This is a genomic window from Leptolyngbya boryana PCC 6306, from assembly GCF_000353285.1.
In the GTDB taxonomy this organism is placed as follows: Bacteria; Cyanobacteriota; Cyanobacteriia; order Leptolyngbyales; family Leptolyngbyaceae; genus Leptolyngbya; species Leptolyngbya boryana.
Map to the genome: position 1 here is coordinate 2,109,681 of NZ_KB731324.1, position 18,098 is coordinate 2,127,778.

15 protein-coding genes are annotated in these 18,098 nt (G+C 48.1%); 6 read left to right on the forward strand and 9 right to left on the reverse strand.

What is annotated here, in order from left to right; translation table 11 throughout:
- Nucleotides 1-51: 51 nt before the first annotated feature.
- Nucleotides 52-777: a hypothetical protein gene (locus LEPBO_RS0110675; RefSeq protein ID WP_017287555.1), complete on the reverse strand. Its 726-nt coding sequence runs from the start codon at nucleotides 775-777 to the stop codon at nucleotides 52-54.
- A 186-nt stretch (nucleotides 778-963) separates the two neighbouring features.
- Here LEPBO_RS0110675 and LEPBO_RS0110680 point away from each other — a divergent pair, with 186 nt between their 5' ends.
- Nucleotides 964-1,494, forward strand: coding sequence for a GNAT family N-acetyltransferase (locus LEPBO_RS0110680; RefSeq protein ID WP_017287556.1), 531 nt, complete (start codon nucleotides 964-966; stop codon nucleotides 1,492-1,494).
- Between the two features lie 44 nt (nucleotides 1,495-1,538).
- Here the strand turns inward: LEPBO_RS0110680 and LEPBO_RS0110685 are convergent, their stop codons facing one another.
- Nucleotides 1,539-1,994, reverse strand: coding sequence for a DUF4332 domain-containing protein (locus LEPBO_RS0110685; RefSeq protein ID WP_017287557.1), 456 nt, complete (start codon nucleotides 1,992-1,994; stop codon nucleotides 1,539-1,541).
- Nucleotides 1,995-2,232: 238 nt separating this feature from the next.
- Between LEPBO_RS0110685 and LEPBO_RS0110690 the strand changes: the two genes are divergently transcribed.
- The 4 genes from LEPBO_RS0110690 (at nucleotide 2,233) to LEPBO_RS36755 (ending at nucleotide 7,903) form a co-directional block, all read left to right on the forward strand.
- Nucleotides 2,233-2,673 (forward strand): Fur family transcriptional regulator, encoded by a 441-nt coding sequence (locus LEPBO_RS0110690; RefSeq protein ID WP_017287558.1) that lies wholly within the window; start codon nucleotides 2,233-2,235, stop codon nucleotides 2,671-2,673.
- 291 nt (nucleotides 2,674-2,964) lie between these two features.
- On the forward strand, nucleotides 2,965-5,022 hold the full coding sequence (locus LEPBO_RS36750) for a hypothetical protein (RefSeq protein ID WP_017287559.1): 2,058 nt from the start codon (nucleotides 2,965-2,967) through the stop codon (nucleotides 5,020-5,022).
- Nucleotides 5,023-5,301: 279 nt separating this feature from the next.
- Nucleotides 5,302-6,930 (forward strand): DUF3685 domain-containing protein, encoded by a 1,629-nt coding sequence (locus LEPBO_RS0110700; protein ID WP_017287560.1) that lies wholly within the window; start codon nucleotides 5,302-5,304, stop codon nucleotides 6,928-6,930.
- 163 nt (nucleotides 6,931-7,093) lie between these two features.
- Nucleotides 7,094-7,903, forward strand: a complete 810-nt coding sequence (locus LEPBO_RS36755; RefSeq protein ID WP_017287561.1) for an SPFH domain-containing protein — start codon at nucleotides 7,094-7,096, stop codon at nucleotides 7,901-7,903.
- 62 nt (nucleotides 7,904-7,965) lie between these two features.
- On the opposite strand, the gene folP is transcribed toward LEPBO_RS36755, so the two are convergent.
- Nucleotides 7,966-8,796: a dihydropteroate synthase gene (folP, locus tag LEPBO_RS0110710; RefSeq protein ID WP_017287562.1), complete on the reverse strand. Its 831-nt coding sequence runs from the start codon at nucleotides 8,794-8,796 to the stop codon at nucleotides 7,966-7,968.
- Nucleotides 8,797-8,927: 131 nt separating this feature from the next.
- On the opposite strand from folP, the gene LEPBO_RS36760 reads away from it, so the two are divergent.
- Nucleotides 8,928-9,182 carry a hypothetical protein gene (locus tag LEPBO_RS36760; protein ID WP_017287563.1) on the forward strand — a complete coding sequence of 85 codons (255 nt, stop codon included), beginning with the start codon at nucleotides 8,928-8,930 and terminating at the stop codon, nucleotides 9,180-9,182.
- Between the two features lie 61 nt (nucleotides 9,183-9,243).
- On the opposite strand, the gene LEPBO_RS36765 is transcribed toward LEPBO_RS36760, so the two are convergent.
- The 6 genes from LEPBO_RS36765 to purH form a co-directional block, all read right to left on the reverse strand.
- Nucleotides 9,244-12,390, reverse strand: coding sequence for a hybrid sensor histidine kinase/response regulator (locus tag LEPBO_RS36765; RefSeq protein ID WP_017287564.1), 3,147 nt, complete (start codon nucleotides 12,388-12,390; stop codon nucleotides 9,244-9,246).
- 58 nt (nucleotides 12,391-12,448) lie between these two features.
- Nucleotides 12,449-13,672, reverse strand: coding sequence for a glycosyltransferase family 4 protein (locus tag LEPBO_RS0110725; protein WP_017287565.1), 1,224 nt, complete (start codon nucleotides 13,670-13,672; stop codon nucleotides 12,449-12,451).
- Nucleotides 13,673-13,795: 123 nt separating this feature from the next.
- Nucleotides 13,796-14,083 carry a helix-turn-helix domain-containing transcriptional regulator gene (locus LEPBO_RS0110730; protein WP_017287566.1) on the reverse strand — a complete coding sequence of 96 codons (288 nt, stop codon included), beginning with the start codon at nucleotides 14,081-14,083 and terminating at the stop codon, nucleotides 13,796-13,798.
- Nucleotides 14,084-14,141: 58 nt separating this feature from the next.
- Nucleotides 14,142-15,731, reverse strand: a complete 1,590-nt coding sequence (locus tag LEPBO_RS0110735) for a glycoside hydrolase family 57 protein (RefSeq protein ID WP_017287567.1) — start codon at nucleotides 15,729-15,731, stop codon at nucleotides 14,142-14,144.
- A 262-nt stretch (nucleotides 15,732-15,993) separates the two neighbouring features.
- On the reverse strand, nucleotides 15,994-16,464 hold the full coding sequence (locus tag LEPBO_RS0110740) for a DUF4079 domain-containing protein (RefSeq protein ID WP_017287568.1): 471 nt from the start codon (nucleotides 16,462-16,464) through the stop codon (nucleotides 15,994-15,996).
- Nucleotides 16,465-16,506: 42 nt separating this feature from the next.
- On the reverse strand, nucleotides 16,507-18,042 hold the full coding sequence (gene purH, locus LEPBO_RS0110745) for a bifunctional phosphoribosylaminoimidazolecarboxamide formyltransferase/IMP cyclohydrolase (protein WP_017287569.1): 1,536 nt from the start codon (nucleotides 18,040-18,042) through the stop codon (nucleotides 16,507-16,509).
- Nucleotides 18,043-18,098 lie beyond the last annotated feature (56 nt).

Below are 18,098 nucleotides of genomic sequence, written 5' to 3' on the forward strand. Positions count from 1 at the left end.
GCACGCTAAAAAATGGCTATCATCCATGATAGCGGGGCGGATTCCCAGAAATTAAAAGCGTCGCCCTAAAAGTCGCTGCTTCACGCCTTCGGCAATCTTCTGACCCAGATATTCTGGAATCAAGCTTTCGTTTGGTCCTAACAGATATAAAATCAGCCGCGTTCGTCCCCGCCAGACTAGCAAATTGGCATTGACAACCAGCAAATCTTCTTGCCAAATCGCATACATCACCTTGTAGAAGAGTCCCGGCTGGTTGTCGGCTTCGATCAGCAAAGCAGGCAAATGGAAAACTGGATCGACATAGAACTCTGTCTCTACCTGTTCTAGACCTGCATCTAGATTGAACTCAACCGCCAGCATTTCTTCGACTTCAAACCGTCCCGCGAGCGCTTCTCGAATTGCCCGACAGACGTTTTCAGAGGTTTTGTCGGTGAGCGCTTTTCCACTGCGAGACACGATCAGCTTGATAAACACCAGCATCGGGGGATAAATCTGCCCGTACAGGCTGAGGCTGTGAATCGTCAATCCATATGCTGCTAAAACCCCAAAAATATCGCTGAGCAAGAACGACTGATTTCGGTAGGCAAAATGGAGCGCGCTTTTTGTGCCCTCAGATTTCAGTTCAATCACCGCCTGCTTCGACTTATAAAGTTGATAAGCCAGTCGTAGATTTTGCAGTTGGATTTCGCTGCTGACAAATTGCTCATAAAACTGCGGAAACGCTCGGTTGAAACGCTTTAACAGTTCTAGTGTGGACGATTTTAGACCCAGAGCCATAGTGGTGGAGACTGACCTTAGACGACACGCGGATAGAAATTTGGGGTGGAATTTAGAATGGAGACGATATTGGAAAGCGCAACCCCAAGATACGAATTGCCAACATTTCCATAAAATCGGCAGAATGCAACCTAAATCCGAGAGATATACTAACTATTACTGCTTCACTGTTATCACCACGCTTGCATGGGTTTTTGGAAAAGCTTATTTAGTAGTACGGATGCTTCGATCGAGAAACCGACTTCGACGGAGAGCTATGTTGTCCCCGGCTCCGGTGAGGGAGCGAGCGATCGCGCCACTCCTCGGATTTTCTTCTCAACAGAGCGAGAGATCGATTTGTATGAGCTTGAGGAATTGTGCGATGCAGTCGGCTGGTCGCGCCGTCCGCTGAGGAAGGTAAAAAAGGCAATTCAGCATAGTTTTTTGGTGGCTTCGATGTGGGAGCAGCGAGGAGTCCAACGACGGTTGGTCGGATTTGCGCGCGCCACTTCTGACCATGCGTTTAACGCGACGATTTGGGATGTGGTCGTGCATCCGGACTTCCAGGGCAAGGGGCTAGGTAAGGCTCTGATGAAGTTCATGATTAAGAAGCTTCGCAGTGAGGATATCAGTAATATCACTTTGTTCGCTGATCCCCATGTTGTCAATTTCTACCGAAATTTGGGTTTCATGCAGGATCCAGAAGGAATCAAAGGGATGTTTTGGTATCCGGATTAAGGTTATATCCGCGATTCCACTTCAATAAGAGTGCCCACTTCCTGCTAAGTCTCTCGATTTGCACAAAGGTGTTTGGCTTGATGAATCCATAGTCCAATAGAGTCGGCGCTGGGGCAGAGATCACGGCGCTGCATCGTAGAAACATGGAGACGGAGTAGTTGGCGGTGTAGCGCTGCGATCGAGGTTTGAGCCAATTGAGCGGGAGAGGCGATCCCGGCATGCAGCAGTAAGCCTGAATATTCGCATCCTACACTGGGAATTCGAGCCAGATCAGCCAGCGCAACCCACTTATTTAATTGACGAATTGGCACTTGAAGATGGGTTGCCAGCAGATTTCTTTTGTCTTGAGTTTGACCGAGCTTGAGTAACTCTAGCGTCGTCCGAATTTCATGATCCATTAATCGAGTTGCATCGTCAGCAGCAAGTCCCGGTAGTTGCACGATCGCCCAGCTAGCAGAGACGAGTCTCGCTCGTTTTGGAGGATTAGAAGAGTAAGCCACAAAAAATCCGCAAGAATTGAGATATTTCAGTGTAACGAACTCTCTTCGTGAAAGGAATCATAAAAAGCAAAGTTGTAGCGATTTCGCTTTAGCATGTGATAGAAATAGGACAGATAATTGATCATCACGCAATTGGTAGACTCTTACTTTAAGAGTTACAAAATAATTTGACTCTACACTGTTTCAAAATTTTCAATCGATCGATAAACAACCTACTTCAAATCCGTATTGCTCACCGATGAACACTGAAACCTCGTCAGACCTCAAACCGATTCGTTGCCTAGATGACGCGATCGAACGCTGTCAAGTCTTGGGAATGCGTCTGAGCCGCCAGCGCCGCTTCATTCTGGAATTGCTGTGGCACGACCAAGAACATTTGTCAGCACGCGAGATTTACGATCGTTTAAATCGGCAAGGCAAAGACATTGGGCATACCTCGGTGTATCAGAACCTAGAAGCTCTCTCTGAGCAAGGCATCATCGAATGTATTGAGCGCTCTGATGGCAGACTCTACGGAAATATTAGCGATGCTCACAGTCATGTGAACTGTATTGACACTCAGCAAATTCTCGACGTTCACATCCAGCTTCCAGAAGAAATTATTCAACAAGTCGAAGCGCAGACGGGTGTGAGAATCACGGAATATCACATCGATTTCTATGGTTATCGAGCGAATTAAGCTGTATCGCAATAGAGCGATCTTTTATACGTAACCTGTTGCGTCTTTCGGAGTGCAGATCGAGAGATTCGTGTTTCAATGAAGCAAAACTCGGCTTTCTCAAAGTATCCGCATCAATGCTTACAAAACTTGATGTTTTGTGAGTACTGTTTTGCGAGATTATTCCCGGAAACCGTGATCCCCCTGCGGATCACGTAAAAGCATTTAATGTCGAGGGTTCCATCGGCAAAATCGCTTGTAAAATAGCCGAGACTCTGAACTTCCGCTTGATATACGGTTTCGCAGCGATAAATGGCTAGAAAACTCCCAACCCAATGGCTTCGGGCATTCCAGAAGCCGAAAGCTGACATTGAGCATCCACCTGCCCCGATCGAGAATTACCAGCACCAGCCTTACAGTGACCATTCTCCAGTCTTGCTGGAAGATGATCTTGATGCCGAAGCGTTGCCTGAGCCGGAAACCGAGAAGTCGTCTCGTCCGGTTCAGCATCGGGTTGCCAAGTTAGGACATCGCGCCGCTAGCACTGCGTCCTCCGCAACTCAGGTCACTGCACGTCGCTTGGGCAAGTTTGCGAAAGCTTGGAGATGGCAACTGATCTGGTTAGGGATTTTTGGCGTGTTTGGTGGGACTGGTGCGATCGCGCTTCATTGGCTATCGAGCGCTCCGCCTGCGGTGGACTGTCAGCAAGTCACAGCGCAATCTCTAGAAGCGGAGCAGCTATTTTGCGCTCAGCAAGCCGCTCAGACTGGAAATGCGGATCAGATTCTTGCGTCGATCAATTTGGTCAAGGGTTGGACGACAGAACATCCTTTGTATGGGCAATCTCGACCGCTGCTGCAAGATTGGTCGAATGCGGTGTTGATTTTGGCTCGCGATCGCGTTGCTCAGCGAGACATCAAAGGGGCTGTGAATCTTGCTAGTCAGATTCCTCAAAGCAGTCCTGTTTATAAAGATGCTCAAGCCGCGATCGATCGTTGGCAAGCAGAATATCGTCGCGGCGAAGCCATTTACGCCAAGATCCTGGAAGCCCTGAAGAAACGAGCTTGGGAGAGCGCCTCACAACAAATGGCGCAGTTGGCACTGGTCAATGATCCCGGTTGGCAAGAGCGCTTAGGCGAAGTTCGAGAACGATCGAATCAAGAGAAAAAAGCCTGGAAATTCCTGCAAGATGCGCGGAATTTTGCGAAAGCGAATCCGCCTGCTCAATTAGGACAAGCGATCGCGATGACGGATGGGATCGATCGCAACACTTTTATTTGGACTTTGCAGGCGAATCAGGAAGTTCTGCGCTGGCGGAATACGATCATTGGATTAGCGATCGCGCAGTTTGATCAGCAAAATATTCCCGCTGCTGTCGCGCTGGTCAATTCGATTCCGACTAGCGTTCAGTTGACGACTGCAAACCAGGATTTGATTCGATTAGTCCGCGCCAGAGAAATCGAAACGGTTGATAACTATAGAGCGCCTGGATTAGAGCGAATTGTGCCGCTGATCATGGCAACTCAGATGGTCAAACAGATTGACGCTCAAAGTCCGTTTGCCAATCGCGCTAAAACTTTGATTCCCAGGTTGGAGCAAAAAGTACAAGACCTGACGCAGTTGAATCTGGCGAGTTCTGTTGCAAACTTACAACAGATTCCCATGCTGCATTTTGCGATCGCTCAAGCGAGTACCATTTCGCCGAAACGTCCCGGACGGCTCCATGCTCAAACCCTGGTCGCACAGTGGCAAAAAGAGTTGGAATCCATGCAGGATCGTCCCTTGCTCGACCGCGCAAAACAAGTGGCAAAATCGGGGAGTCTTGGCAATTTGAAATCTGCCGTGGCAATGGCAACGTTGGTGAAGCCGAAGCGGAGTTTGCGGATTGAGGCACAAACTGATATCGCCAATTGGAGCAATCAAATTCAAATCATCGAAGATCGTCCGATCTTGAACAATGCAAGAGCGATCGCGAGTGCTGGACAGCTTGGGCGCGCCATCGAGGTTGCAGGTAGTATTCGACCGGGACGGGCACTATACGCGGAAGCACAAGGGTTGATTGGCGAGTGGGTTTATCAGATTCAGATTGCAGAAGATCGATCAATTCTGGCTCAAGCAAATCGCTTGGCAAGCCAGGGATATCTGACACGCGCGATCGATGTGGCTTCAGGAATTGGATCGGGTCGCCCCTTATTTGGTGAGGCACGAGGTGCGATCGCGCAATGGGCAGCAGAACGGGCAGCGATTTGGCGACAACGAGAGGAAGAGTCTCAATCTGTTCCCAGTGATGAAGATCCAGAGCAGAGTTCAGGGTTTGAGTCGCCGATACCTGACCCGACCCCACCCGCTTCAGAACCGACTCCGCCCTAAAACTGCGGTAGATTAGAGTTCTCTCTTAAAAAGAGCTTTATATGAAGCGAGCAGTCAGAGTTTTTAAAGAACTTTGACTGCTGGTTAGGCATTCCTGACCTAGGTGTTCTTGCGCTTTGGGAGTGGGAGTTTGTTGGGATGCGAACCTATTCAACATATTTCACCCAACCATTCGCCTAATTCTATATTGCAAATCTTGTATTTGAAGTTTTTAGGATGTTTAATCGATAGAAATGCGCTGGCAAATGGATGAGTAGTTTAAGTGGAATAGCGCGACTAATGCTTGTGGAGCAAGATCCGGTGTTTCGATCGGGGTTGCTCAACTGTTTGAGTCGGTTTGCAGAATTTCGAGTCGTTGCAGAAGCAGAAACCATTCCAACGGCATGGCGCAACCTGACGGAACTGGCACGAGACGAATTAGATGCCGTTTTAATTGGAATTGGGGGCGAATTTGCTCAACAGGTGAAAGCCCAGTATCCGGATTTGCCTGTTTTAGTGATTGAGCCGTTAGCCGAACGGGAGCTACTCGCGGCGTTTCAGGCAGGCATTGAAGGGTATTGTCCCAAGGGAAGCTCAATTTCTGAATTTGTTGCTGCCGTTCGACAGATCACAACGGGGCAAAATTATTGGCGATCGCAAGTCTTAGATCAGATTCGACTTGTCAGTTCACGGTCGCAGTCAGTCAGTATTTTGAAAGTGATTCGGCAAAATTGGCGATTGTCAGGGTTAGGGCAGATTGAAGCTGCCTTGAATGAGATTAACGCTCAGCTCAAATCGACCTCCCTGTCTAACCTCGATCGCGCTTTTTTAGCTGGACGAAGACGAGAGTTAAAAGCGGCGCAGTGGTTAATTCAGAAAACACTTCCGGCTGAGGAGATTGCACCGACCCCGCGCACGATTGTGCCGGTCGAGTCATCGCTTACTGTGTCTGCACAGGAGATCGAACCTGTTCTAGAAATGCCGCGCCCGAAGGCATGGCAGGGGGAATTGTGCGATCGCATTGCAGCAAAACTTCAATCAAATTTAGAAAATTTAACCGACATACCCCTAGAAATTGACATTCTCAAATTAGAAAAGAAACGGGAATTATTTTTTATCATCCTGCGGCAATTTGAAGATTTGCTGGACGAATTGAGATTTTCGCAACTTTTGCCCGACCAATTTGCGGCAAAGCAATCGCATATTTTGCGCGATTTGTGGCAAGCCATTGTGATGCAATTCTTCGGGCGTTATTCCACAATTCGAGTGAAGAATCGCGACTTTGAAATTGTTGCGACTTTACTTGAAGAAGGCAATACGGTTCAAACTGAAATTCTGGATAAAATTCCCTTGGTTCAGGAGATTTTTGAGCATTTATTGTTTGAAACGCCGCTGATTGTCGATCAAATGCAACATGAAATCGGCACGATCGAAGCGCGCGATCGCGCCCTTGATCTTCTAGAAAATCTGATCATTCAGCTTGCAAATGCGACGATTCAGCCTTTATTGAATCGGTTTGCTACCTTAGAAGCAATTAAACAAGGCTTCTACGATCGCCGACTTTTATCCACTCGTGAAATCGAGCGATTTAGAAATGATTTATCCTGGCGAGTGCGATCAGAGCGATTATTTTCTGAGCCAAAAGCCATTTTTGAAAGTCGATATCGGCTGTTTGTCTTAGAAGAGTATGGGATTAATCGCATCGTGATTTATTCGCCTAGAACTGAAGAATTAGCAGAGCTTTCTGGTCTACAACTTGCAGTCACTCTCGCCCTAGAAACGCGAGATGCAATTTCACCCCGATTGAGGAGTGTAATTGCATTTTTAGGCAGTGGAATTGTCTATGTTTTAACCGAAGTGATTGGACGTGGGATTGGGCTAATTGGTCGGGGAATCCTCAAAGGGATTGGTAAATCAGTTCGTGGCTAGCAAACGCAACGACCAACAGGCACAATAATATCGGTTAAACCTGCCAAAGGTCTTGAATTTCAGCCCCGAATCTGCAACATTTTCAGGTAGAGAGATTAGACTAAACTTGCAACCTCTATTTTGAAAAAGTCATCGATAATTTGGCTCGGCGGGAGCACAACATATGATTGAGATTACTGGTGCATTGTGTCTTATTGTTTTGGGTTACATCATAGGTTCTATCCGCATCGTTGAACAAGGCGATCAAGCGATCGTGCAACGTCTCGGGCAATATAAGCGCATCCTCAATCCAGGACTCAATTTTGTGATCCCGTTGTTGGATACGGTGTTAGTCGAGACGATTCGGGAGCAGTTGTTAGATATTGAACCGCAACGGGCTTTTACGAAAGATAATGTGCCGATCGAAGTCGATGCGATCGTGTCTTGGCAGATTCTCGATTTGAGAAAGGCTTATTACGCTGTCGAAGATCTCGAAGAGTCGCTGAAACAGATTGTGATTTCGACGTTGAGAAATGAAGTGGGGCAATTGACTTTAGAGGAATCTTTCTCATCGGCGAGCAAGATTAATCAGGCTTTGTTACGTCAACTCGATAAGTCCACGGCTAACTGGGGCGTAAAGGTGATTCGCGTGGAGGTGCAAGAGTTTATGATTTCTCAAGCGCTGCGAGATTCACTTGAGAAAGAGCGGGCAGCGCGAAGTGAGAAGCAGGCAGAACTGACTCGAACAGAAGGAACGGTGAAGTCGATTCAGCAGCTTTCAGCAGCCTTGGAAGGACAGAATGCGGATGTGTTGCGCTACTTGGTTGCGAAGGATTACGTCGATGCAAACCGCGAACTGGGTAAGAGTGAGAATTCCAAGATTGTCTTCCTTGACCCGCGAGCACTCAATGAAGCAGTGACAGATTTGATGGGACATACGGGCGTAATTGACGCGCGCAATCGCGGGAATATCGATGGGGATATTGATACTTAATGGTGTGAAGACGAGATTTGGAATTTGGAGGGAGGCAATTGCCTCCCTTTTTTAGCGGCTTTTTAGCGCCAGATCGCATCTGCAACGCGGCAGGCATCTCTGAGTTCGGCGACATCGTGAACGCGAACCATATCGGCTCCATTGGCGATCGCGCTGACACAAGCGGCGGCAGTTCCCCACACTCGTTTCTGAGGATCAGGTTGGTCAAGAATATGACCAATGAAGCTTTTTCGCGATGCACCGAAGAGAATCGGGCAATTCAAGGATTGCAACGCTTTGAGATTGCGGATGATGTCTAAGTTTTGATCGAACTGCTTGGCAAATCCAATGCCTGGATCAATGATGATCTGGGTGATGCCATGGGCGATCGCGCTTTCAATTCGCGTGTTCAGGAATTCATAAATCTCTGGCATCAGATCTTGATACTCGGTCAGCGATTGCATGGTTTTGGGAGTTCCTCGCATATGCATCAAAACGATCGGAACGCCTAATTTGCCGACAGTTGAGAGCATTTCTGAATCGAACACGGCTCCAGAAATATCATTGATCAAGTCGGCTCCTGCCGCGATCGCATGTTTCGCAACGACAGCACGAGTTGTATCGACTGAAATCGGGATTTCAAAATTCTGCCGAATTGCCTCGATGATCGGAATGACGCGATCGAGTTCGGCTTGAAGTGAAATTTCTTCGGCATTCGGGCGAGTAGACTGTCCACCGATATCGAGAATATCTGCACCGTTTTGAATCATGTGATCGGCTTGAGCGATCGCGCTTTCCAACGTGTTGAACTGTCCGCCATCACTAAAACTATCGGGTGTGACGTTCAAAATCCCCATGATGTAGGTTTTCTGTCCCCAATTAAAAGTCGATCGCCCTAGATTCCAAGCTTGCATATCGAGTCGATTGAATCATTGCCTTAAAATTATCCGTCTTTGTGCAGAACTCAGACCCCGCATTCAGAAAGAGGTTCGCTTGGGAGAGCGCACTCATCATAGGTGCATCCCATCTATGGAGTTACTGTACTATGTTTGAATTGCCTCCTTCTGGTGAACTGTGGAACTGGCAAGGTACGCCGTTTATTGTCGGTGCTTGTTTGCTCGTTCTATTAATCGGTTCGCGGACTATCAAACACCCTCATACGGGTGCAAAGATGCCGCTGCCATTTTCTAAATCTTTATTCAATAACATTAGTGTTGCTGGTTTTCTCGCTTGTATGAGTTTCGGGCATATTTTGGGCTTTCTCCTAACTCTAGGCTTTGCGAATACCGCATTAAGATAGACAACCAAGTAAAAACTCCGAGTCTTAAACCGCTCGGAGTTTAAGCCGTATCAGCGCGAATCTATTTGAGCAGAGTGATGATCTCATGAATCACCTGACTCGGTTCAATGGGTTTAGCTAAGTGTCGCTGAAATCCGGCGGCTAAGATTTGATGCTGATTGGTTTCTCCTGCATAAGCCGTTAACGCGATCGCAGGCACATCACTCTGCTGCCGAACTCGCTGGATCAACTCATACCCATCGAGATCCGGCATGGCAATATCGCTGATGACTAAATCTGGCGAGAATTCAGACAACTTTTCTAGCGCCAGTTTTGCACATTGAACCCCTTGTACAATTGCGCCTGCGGCTTCGAGCACAAAGACTAAGAAATCCAGATTATCTGGTTCGTCATCGATCGCTAAAATTTTCACCCCTAGAAGATCCTGGGATACTTCAGATCCGCGCTCAGGTTGATCAAGTTGAGTTTGAATCATGGCAATCGGCAATCTGACGGTGAAGGTGGCACCTTGATTTTCTCCTAAACTTTCCGCAGAGATCGTTCCCCCATGCAGTTCGACGAGATGACGTGCGATCGCAAGTCCTAACCCTAACCCGCCAAACTGCCGAGTTGTCGAAGAATCGGCTTGACGGAAGCGCTCGAAAATATACGGTAACACTTCAGCCCGAATGCCTTTGCCCGAATCGCGAATCTGAATCTGAGCTTCCGTCTCAGCCTGCGAGAGCGTGACTTCAACGCGTCCTGAAACCGGCGTAAATTTCACAGCATTCGATAGCAAGTTCCAAAAGACCTGCTGCAATCGGTTGGCATCCCCTCGAACTGAGCCAAGCAGTGGATCAACCGTGAGCAAAAGCTCGATCGCCTTCGATTCTGCGGCTAAGCGAACCGTTTCGACTGCGGCTGTCACCGTTTCGGCAAGATTGATCCAATCGCCGTTGAGGACAACCTTTCCTTGCAAAATCCGAGAGACATCCAGCAAATCTTCGATCAATTGAGCTTGCAACACTGCATTGCGCTCGATCGTGTCGAGCGCTTGGGGCACTCGTTCTGGGGGACATTTCCCGCCTTTGAGCATTTTCACCCAGCCGAGGATCGGATTGAGGGGCGTTCTCAACTCGTGCGAGAGAACCGCGAGAAATTCATCTTTGATCCGATTCGCTTGTTCGGCTTGTTCGCGCAGCAGCTTTTCTCGATCGAGCAGTTCTTGTCGTTCCGCTTCACGGCGTTTGACTTCGGTGACATTGAGCAATGTGCCAACCCACCGGATCGGATTGCCGACGGAATCCGTAAAAACTTTACCGCGACAAGCAACCCACCGCTCAATCCCATCCGAGAACCCAATGACTCGGTACTCGATCACCTCATCGCCTGAGCTTTGTCGAGCGAGTACGGCTTGGACAAATTGATTGACGCGATCGCGATCATCGGGATGCATTCCAGCTTGCACCGTGTCGAAGGTAATTTCGTCCTCGCCGGTTGTTGCGAACATTGCCTTACAGCCGTCATTCCAAATGATCCGTCCGGTCACGAGATTAAAATCCCAAGTCCCGAGTTCTGCCGACTCGATCGCCAGTCGTAATCGCTCTTCCGTCTCTTGTAATGTCGCTTCGATTTGTTTGCGCTCGGTAATGTCAGAGAGCGCGCCTGGAAACGAAATGGGCGTTCCGTCTGCGTCATATTCGACCCGTCCTCGTGCTGTGACCCAACGCTCTGACCCATCGGCTGAGCGCACTCGATATTCTGTGAGATAGTCTTCTCGGGTCTCGATCGCAGTCTGAATCGCGGTTGCAACCGACTCGTGATCGTCTGGGTGTATGGCATTTAAGAAAATTTCGAGCGGTAATCCCCGCATTGCAGTTTCAGGATCAACCCCCAATAACTGCGCCAATGCAGCGTCCACTGAGATGACATTTTCCTGCATTCGCCAGCGCCAGGTATAAATCGATCCGGCAGCGAGCGCTGAAGACAGAAGCGAGTCTGCTTCTCTTAATTCGGCTTCGGTTTGCTTGAGTTGAGACAGATCGATCGCAAAGAAAAACCCACTTTGAGACGCTTGATCAAATTTGCCGCCCCCTAGCAAAATTGGAACCCGATGCCCATTTTTGTGAATGTATTCTTTCTCAAATGCTGTGCAATAACCTCGCGTCATAATTTCTTCAACGGCTTCGGCATCTCGCTTTTCCCATTCAGGTGGGGTCAGCGATTTCCAAGTCAGGAGTCCGGCTTCAAGTTCGGCGCGGGTATAGCCAATGAGATCCAGCAGTGCATCATTCCCGTCCGTTAAGCCCCCGTCTTTTGTCCAAATGCCGATCGGAATAATATTGCACTCAAACAAGCTGCGAAATCGGACTTCGCTTTCAAGTAGGGCTTGCTGCGTTTGTTTGCGCTCGGTAATATCCGACACAAACACAGATATGCCCGTGGCTGAAGGGGAAACCCGATTCAGAAACCAACGATTCCAGGTGGAGTAGAAGCATTCAAACTCGATCGTTTTTTGCTCAGCCAGACTCCGACAATATTCGGTATAAATCGGGGTGTGAATCGCTTCGGGAAATACCTCCCAAATGCAATGACCCACTAATTCCGCTTCAGACTTGAGAAACAATCGGGTTGCCGCAGCATTGACATAAACATAGTTCCATTCTCGATCGAGCACAATGAATGCATCGGTGATGCTTTGCAAAACTGTTTCAGCTCGTGTTTTTTCGGCTTCTGCTGCTTCGCGCAGGAGGCGTTCTCGCTCAGCGACTTCCTGCTGCATTTTTGCATTAATTTTCTCTTGGGTAATGTCTCGAACTTCGATCACGGTTCCGATCGTTTGACCGGCTTCTCGAATGGGACTGGCTGTATAAGCAACCGGATAAAAATGTCCATCCCGATGAACAAAGACTTCTTCGCCTTGCTCTTGGTTGTTTTGCGGAAAGACTTGATCGATCGGGCATTCACATAATGGGTAAGGGCTACCATCCGGGCGAGTATGGTGAATCGCATCATGTAAAGCCCGCCCCTGAAGCTCATGCAGCGCATATCCAGTGAGCTTTTCAGCCGCAGGATTCATATAAACGCACTGCTGATGTTCATCCATCACAAACAGCGCTAGGGTTGCATTGTTGCAGACCGTTTCTAGATACTGCTTGTAGTACCGAGAATCTGCTGATGAGTTTGGAAATTGCTGAAATTCACTCAAAGACTGGCGAGGCTGGGTCATGAATCGCGGAGACGAGAATCGCAAATCTATCATAAGATAGAGCACTGTGGCTTAGAGTCTACCGATCGATAGAATTGACTAGGGTTTGATATAGCTCAATATAGCGCTGTGCTTGAAGTTCTAGCCGATATTCTGACACTGCGATCGTTCGGCAATTCTCGCGCATCTGTTGACGCAATCGGTCGTTTTCGAGCAGGACTAAAATTCCAGTTTTGAGATCCTGAACGTCTTCTGAGTTTGCCAAGTAGCCTGTGATATTGGGGCGAACTAAATCAGGCACCCCTCCGACACGGCAAGAAATCATCGGCGTACCACAGGCAAGACTTTCTTGAAGCACGAGCGGTAAGTTATCGGCGCGGGTCGGAAATACGAGCAGATCTGCGGCGGAATATACGATCGCTTTTTCTGCGTCATCTTGGATATAGCCGAGTGAGACAGTTTGAATTCCAGTCTGCTCGGTGTCGCCACTGCCGAATGTGACAAGTACGAGTTGAGATTTAATCGCGTCTGGTAACTGTTGCAATGCGGCTAAAACTAAATCACCTCCTTTGCGGCGTTCCTGAAGGTGAGTCGCGACAAAGAGTAAAACTCTTTTGCCGTTTGGCAGGTTTAATCGCGATCGACAGTACTCTGGATCAAGCGGTTTATAGACATCCACATCTATTCCGTAAGGAATATGATGCACGGCAAATCGTCTAAATAGTGGGCTTTCTCTGGCAACGGTTGCCAGCCAGCGACTCGGAGCGACGATCGTTAATCGAGCTTTGTGATACGCCCATTTTTTCAGCTTCCATTCCCAATGGCTACTATCGCGCCGCATCGGTGGAAAAATGGTGAGATCGGGACAGTTACCACAGCCAATTTTCCAGCGATCGCAGTCATAGCTAAATGAACAATGCCCGGTCATCGACCACATATCATGCAGAGTGAGAACCGCAGGCTTGTGTTGGGTAAGATGTGCGATCGCTAAATAGTTAAAGTAGCCGTCATGTAAGTTATGAAAATTGAGCAAATCAGCACTTTGATAGCTCGGATGTTGTTTGAGATTGAACGTCGAAAGTAAATGAATCTGAGCAAATCCCAATGGATCAGTAATGCTTTGAATTCGTCTCTCTGTCCGTGAAGGCGAAGGAAGTTGAGTAACGCGATCGCTTTGAGTAACCTTACGAGCAACGAGGAATCGAGAATCAATCTTCTGATCTAATAGTCCTTGATGCAGTCGATAGCCTGCCAGTGCTGCACCTCCTGCTACATCCGTTTGGTTGAAATGGAGAACTTGCATGGATCGGAATACTATCTCTAAGGTGAAGTCGATCGCACATCAAAATAGCTCGGGTTCTTGAGACGGAAGCAATTTAGCTTAGAGAATTTTGAGTGTATGGACAATCAGTTTTTGAGCGATCGTTCAAGTTTTTTGAGCGATCGACAAACGCAGATTCAACTCATTCAAAAGATCAACAAGCATCAGGAGATTCGGCATCTCTCCTTGTTCTAATAATTCATAGCATTCTCGCCATTTGACAGCATTTGATAGCTCAGTCAAACTCGCACGTGCCTCAGCAACGTTCTTCAGGGCTAGGCGAATATGCTGCGGATCGCCATCTTCTAGAACAGAATCCAGGTATGCTGCGGCTTTTTCTGGATCTTGCAGCGAACTAACTAAGAACGCATGATAACTTTTAGTCGTTGGCATTGGCTTGAATTTACTTATGGAGAAGCGCAGCCTAGAGCCTAAGCTGCGCTTCCACAGGTTAGAGCGGGCGATAAACGCGATAGTTAATATCGGGGAAGATATTGTCGATCGCTTCTACTTTTTCAACCCAGCCCGAATCAACCTTGCCGTGGTTGATATCTTCATAGAGCTTGTTGAAGCGCATTAAATGCGATCGTGTTCTTCTAATCGCATACGGAACCATCGTGCCCGTTCGCATGATAAACGCCCAATCCGAAGACTGTGCAAGCAACAATTCGCGGGCAGCTTGATTCAGCGCTTTCCACTCTAGTTCATCCGCAGGCTCACGTTTTGCAAGTTCGATCATGCGTTCTGCGGCTTTGTGCAAATGCGGATAGATCCAAGCATTCGTCTCATTTAACCAGTATTCGTGGAAGCCCTTGTATCCCCAACTCGATTGAGACGGGCGACACACTTGCTGAGTCGGATGCGTTCTCAAATAGTCAGCGAGGTGAGTCATCTCAAAGGTACTTTGATCGAACCACGATTTGCGGAAGAGGTAATCGATGAACATCGGACCTTCATACCACCAGTGCCCGAAAAGCTCTGCGTCATAGGGCGAGACAATGATCGGCGGACGGTGCATGATGCCAAATAAATGCTCGACTTGGCGTTCGCGGTTGTAGACAAAATTCGCGGCATGTTCTGTGGTTTTCTCACGTGCCCAGTAAGGATCGTAAAGCTGCTTATCGCCCAGACCTAAGCCTTTTCCGGTAATTTTGTGGTACTTGATGCCGACATTTTTACGCTGACCGTTGGGCATAACGTACGGTTTGATGTATTCATAGTCCGCATCCCAACCTAAATCGCGATAGAACTCTCGATATTCAACCGCGCCCGGATAGCCGACTTCTGAAGACCAAACTTGCTGCGAGGATTCGTGATCACGTCCAAATGCTGCGACCCCTGGCTCTGTGAAAATCGGTGCGTAGCTGCCATAACGCGGACGAGGACGGGCATAGAGAATTCCATGTCCATCCGTGAGGAAATAGCGCAGACCTGCATCGGCGAGCATCCGCTCGACCCCTTCGTAATAGGCACATTCAGGGAGCCAAATGCCTTTCGCAGGACGACCAAAGGTTTTTTCGTAATGTTCACAAGCGACCTGGATCTGTGCCCAGACGGCTTGCGGATACATTTTCATCAGCGGCAGATATCCGTGGGTTGCGCCGCAGGTGATGATTTCGAGGTTGTTGGAGTCGAGAAACTGTTTGAAGGCGTTGATTAAATTACGATCGTACTTCTCCCAAGTATTGCGAACCCCGTTGAATTCTTTGGCGTTGTATTCCGCCAGATATTTCATGTGCCCAGAATGAGCGTGACGCTCGACTTCCAGTTCTGCTAATTCTTCGAGCTTGGACAAGTGCTCGTCATAGCGTTCTTGGAGCAGTGGATCTGCCAACATCGAGCAGAGCGGCGGGGTCATGCTCATGGTGATTTTGAAGTCTACGCCGTCGCGTTTTAAGCCTTCAAAAACTTGAATTAAGGGAATATAGGTTTCAGTAATTGCTTCATACAGCCATTCCTCTTCTAATACAAAGTCACTCTCCGGATGACGGACGAAGGGCAAGTGAGCGTGCAGAACGAGGGCAACATATCCAATACTCATAAAGACGCTGGGGTAAGTGGGCGGGATCGTTGCCAAAATTGTACGGCAAAATTGAGACTAAGTTTTGTTAAATGGGGAGCAGATTTTTAGATCGGGGATCAAGTTGCAAAATTGGGGATCAAAATGATTTGAGACGCTAGAGCCGCAGGTGGACTGCCAAAAACTAGAGGCAGCGATTTTCTCACTGCCTCTAAAAGCGGTATGAATTTGAATGTAGGCGAGTTTAGGCTGCTCAATCTCCCATTCTGGGAAACACAAAGAACTACATCCGGTTAATAATGTTCTGCACGATTCCCACGCCTGTGACAGCCTGCCAGCCAAACAGTCCAGTAATCACTACGTTGATAACGATGTGGCTGAGTCGCGCCCATTCTTGTCCTTTCTGCATGAATGGTGTAAGCGAAGCTGACATTGCAATCAGACAGGTCATTCCTAATCCTGTTATCAAGTGCGGATTGACAAAAAGTTTACCGCTATTGATATAAGTCGCACCCATTGCCCCGACTGAACCAACCACCATCAACGTGAGTACGATCGCACCGATTTGGTGATGCTTGATGTTGAATCTTTGCTTGACGAGCTCTTTCTTCAAATCACCTTGAGCCGATCGAGTGCGTCGCCATTGCAGCCCGGTATACATTGCGTAACTGGTCAGCGCTAGCAAAACCCACATCAAAACAGGATGGACAAACTGACTGTAAACCTTGAGGGTGTGAAGGATATCGGCAGACATAGAAACGTGTTCTTGAGAGGAATGTAATAGAACTTAACACAATCAATGTAAGAAGTGCCGAATTCCTGTGAGAACCATGACAATTCCAAGTTCGTTGGCAGCTTTGATCGAGTCTGCATCGCGCATACTTCCACCGGGTTGAACGATCGCTTTAATTCCCGCTGCGGCTGCCGTTTTCACGGAGTCATCAAATGGGAAAAATCCGTCCGATGCGAGAATTGCGCCTTGGGCTTTTTCGCCTGCTTGTTCGAGGGCGATTTTGGCAGAGCCGACTCGATTCATTTGTCCAGCCCCGACTCCTAAAGTTGTGCGATCGTTGCTCACAACAATGGCATTCGATTTCACATGCTTACAGATCTTCCAGGCAAATAAGAGTTCTGCAAGTTCTTCAGGGGTTGGCTTTTTCTCGGTGACTAATTGCCAAGCATTCGGATCTGCCACAATGTCATCTGCGGCTTGGACTAAGAATCCACCTGCAATCTGTTTGACGTTATTCTTCGCGCCGTTGGTCAAATCTGGAAGGATCAGCACTCGAAGATTTTGCTTGGCTTGCAGAATGGTTTGAGCTTCGGAATCAATGCCAGGTGCAACTACGCATTCTAAGAAGGTTTTGGTGAGAGACGTTGCGGTTGCAGCGTCGATCGCTCTATTCAGTGCAACAATTCCACCGAATGCGGAAGTCGAATCTGCATTGAACGCTTTTTCGTAAGCTTCAGCGATCGATGATCCCATCGCTGATCCACAAGGGTTGTTATGTTTAATGATCGTTGCGGCTGGATCATCATTGGCAAATTCTGCAATGATCGATCGGGCTGCTTCTAAGTCAACCAAGTTGTTGTAGCTGAGTTCTTTGCCTTGCAATTTTGTAGCGGCTGCCCAACCTGTCGGGGTTGCTCCAGTTTGATACCAAGATGCAGGTTGATGCGGATTTTCTCCGTAACGCAGTTCTTGGATTTGGGTTCCGGTGAGGGTAAAGGTTTCCGATTTCTGTTCGAGTTGCTGTTCGAGATAGGCTGCGATCGCTGCATCATAACTTGCTGTGTGTTTGAAAGCCTGAAGTGAGCAGGCTTGCCGGAATGCGATCGAGGCTTCTCCATTTTTGCGGAGTTCTTCGAGGTACGTGTCGTACTGATTGGGATTGCAAAGGATGGTCAGGTTGGCAAAATTCTTCGCCGAAGCGCGAACCATTGCAGGGCCGCCGATGTCAATTTGTTCGATCGCGTCTTCTAATGTGACATCGGGTTTTGCGATCGTTTGTTCAAATGGGTAGAGATTGACGACGACTAAATCGATCGGGCGAATGTTCTGAGCTTCCAAATCTGCCACATGCTCTGGCAAATCGCGTCTTGCTAAAATTCCGCCGTGAATTCGAGGATGTAGGGTTTTGACGCGTCCGCCTAAAATTTCGGGCGATCCGGTGTAGTCGGAGACTTTCGTCACGGGTAAGCCTGCTGCTTTCAAGGCTTGAGCCGTTCCACCGCTGCTGATAATATCGAAGCCAAATTCTTCGACTAATTGTTTTGCAAATTCGACTAATCCTGTTTTGTTGGAGACGCTTAATAGTGCCAAACGTGCCATCGATTTAGTTCCCAAGTAAAAAGAGATCTCTAAGCATACAATCGACTGGATGAGAT

Excerpts from the sequence above, each read along its gene's own strand:
- LEPBO_RS0110690 (WP_017287558.1), top strand. The coding sequence starts at position 2,233 with ATGAACACTGAAACCTCGTCAGACCTCAAACCGATTCGTTGCCTAGAT.
- LEPBO_RS36750 (WP_017287559.1), top strand. The coding sequence starts at position 2,965 with ATGGCTAGAAAACTCCCAACCCAATGGCTTCGGGCATTCCAGAAGCCG.
- purH (WP_017287569.1), bottom strand. The coding sequence starts at position 18,042 with ATGGCACGTTTGGCACTATTAAGCGTCTCCAACAAAACAGGATTAGTC.
- LEPBO_RS0110680 (WP_017287556.1), top strand. The coding sequence starts at position 964 with ATGGGTTTTTGGAAAAGCTTATTTAGTAGTACGGATGCTTCGATCGAG.
- folP (WP_017287562.1), bottom strand. The coding sequence starts at position 8,796 with ATGCAAGCTTGGAATCTAGGGCGATCGACTTTTAATTGGGGACAGAAA.
- LEPBO_RS0110700 (WP_017287560.1), top strand. The coding sequence starts at position 5,302 with ATGCTTGTGGAGCAAGATCCGGTGTTTCGATCGGGGTTGCTCAACTGT.
- LEPBO_RS0110730 (WP_017287566.1), bottom strand. The coding sequence starts at position 14,083 with ATGCCAACGACTAAAAGTTATCATGCGTTCTTAGTTAGTTCGCTGCAA.
- LEPBO_RS36755 (WP_017287561.1), top strand. The coding sequence starts at position 7,094 with ATGATTGAGATTACTGGTGCATTGTGTCTTATTGTTTTGGGTTACATC.
- LEPBO_RS0110675 (WP_017287555.1), bottom strand. The coding sequence starts at position 777 with ATGGCTCTGGGTCTAAAATCGTCCACACTAGAACTGTTAAAGCGTTTC.
- LEPBO_RS0110740 (WP_017287568.1), bottom strand. The coding sequence starts at position 16,464 with ATGTCTGCCGATATCCTTCACACCCTCAAGGTTTACAGTCAGTTTGTC.
- LEPBO_RS36760 (WP_017287563.1), top strand. The coding sequence starts at position 8,928 with ATGTTTGAATTGCCTCCTTCTGGTGAACTGTGGAACTGGCAAGGTACG.
- LEPBO_RS0110735 (WP_017287567.1), bottom strand. The coding sequence starts at position 15,731 with ATGAGTATTGGATATGTTGCCCTCGTTCTGCACGCTCACTTGCCCTTC.
- LEPBO_RS0110725 (WP_017287565.1), bottom strand. The coding sequence starts at position 13,672 with ATGCAAGTTCTCCATTTCAACCAAACGGATGTAGCAGGAGGTGCAGCA.
- LEPBO_RS36765 (WP_017287564.1), bottom strand. The coding sequence starts at position 12,390 with ATGACCCAGCCTCGCCAGTCTTTGAGTGAATTTCAGCAATTTCCAAAC.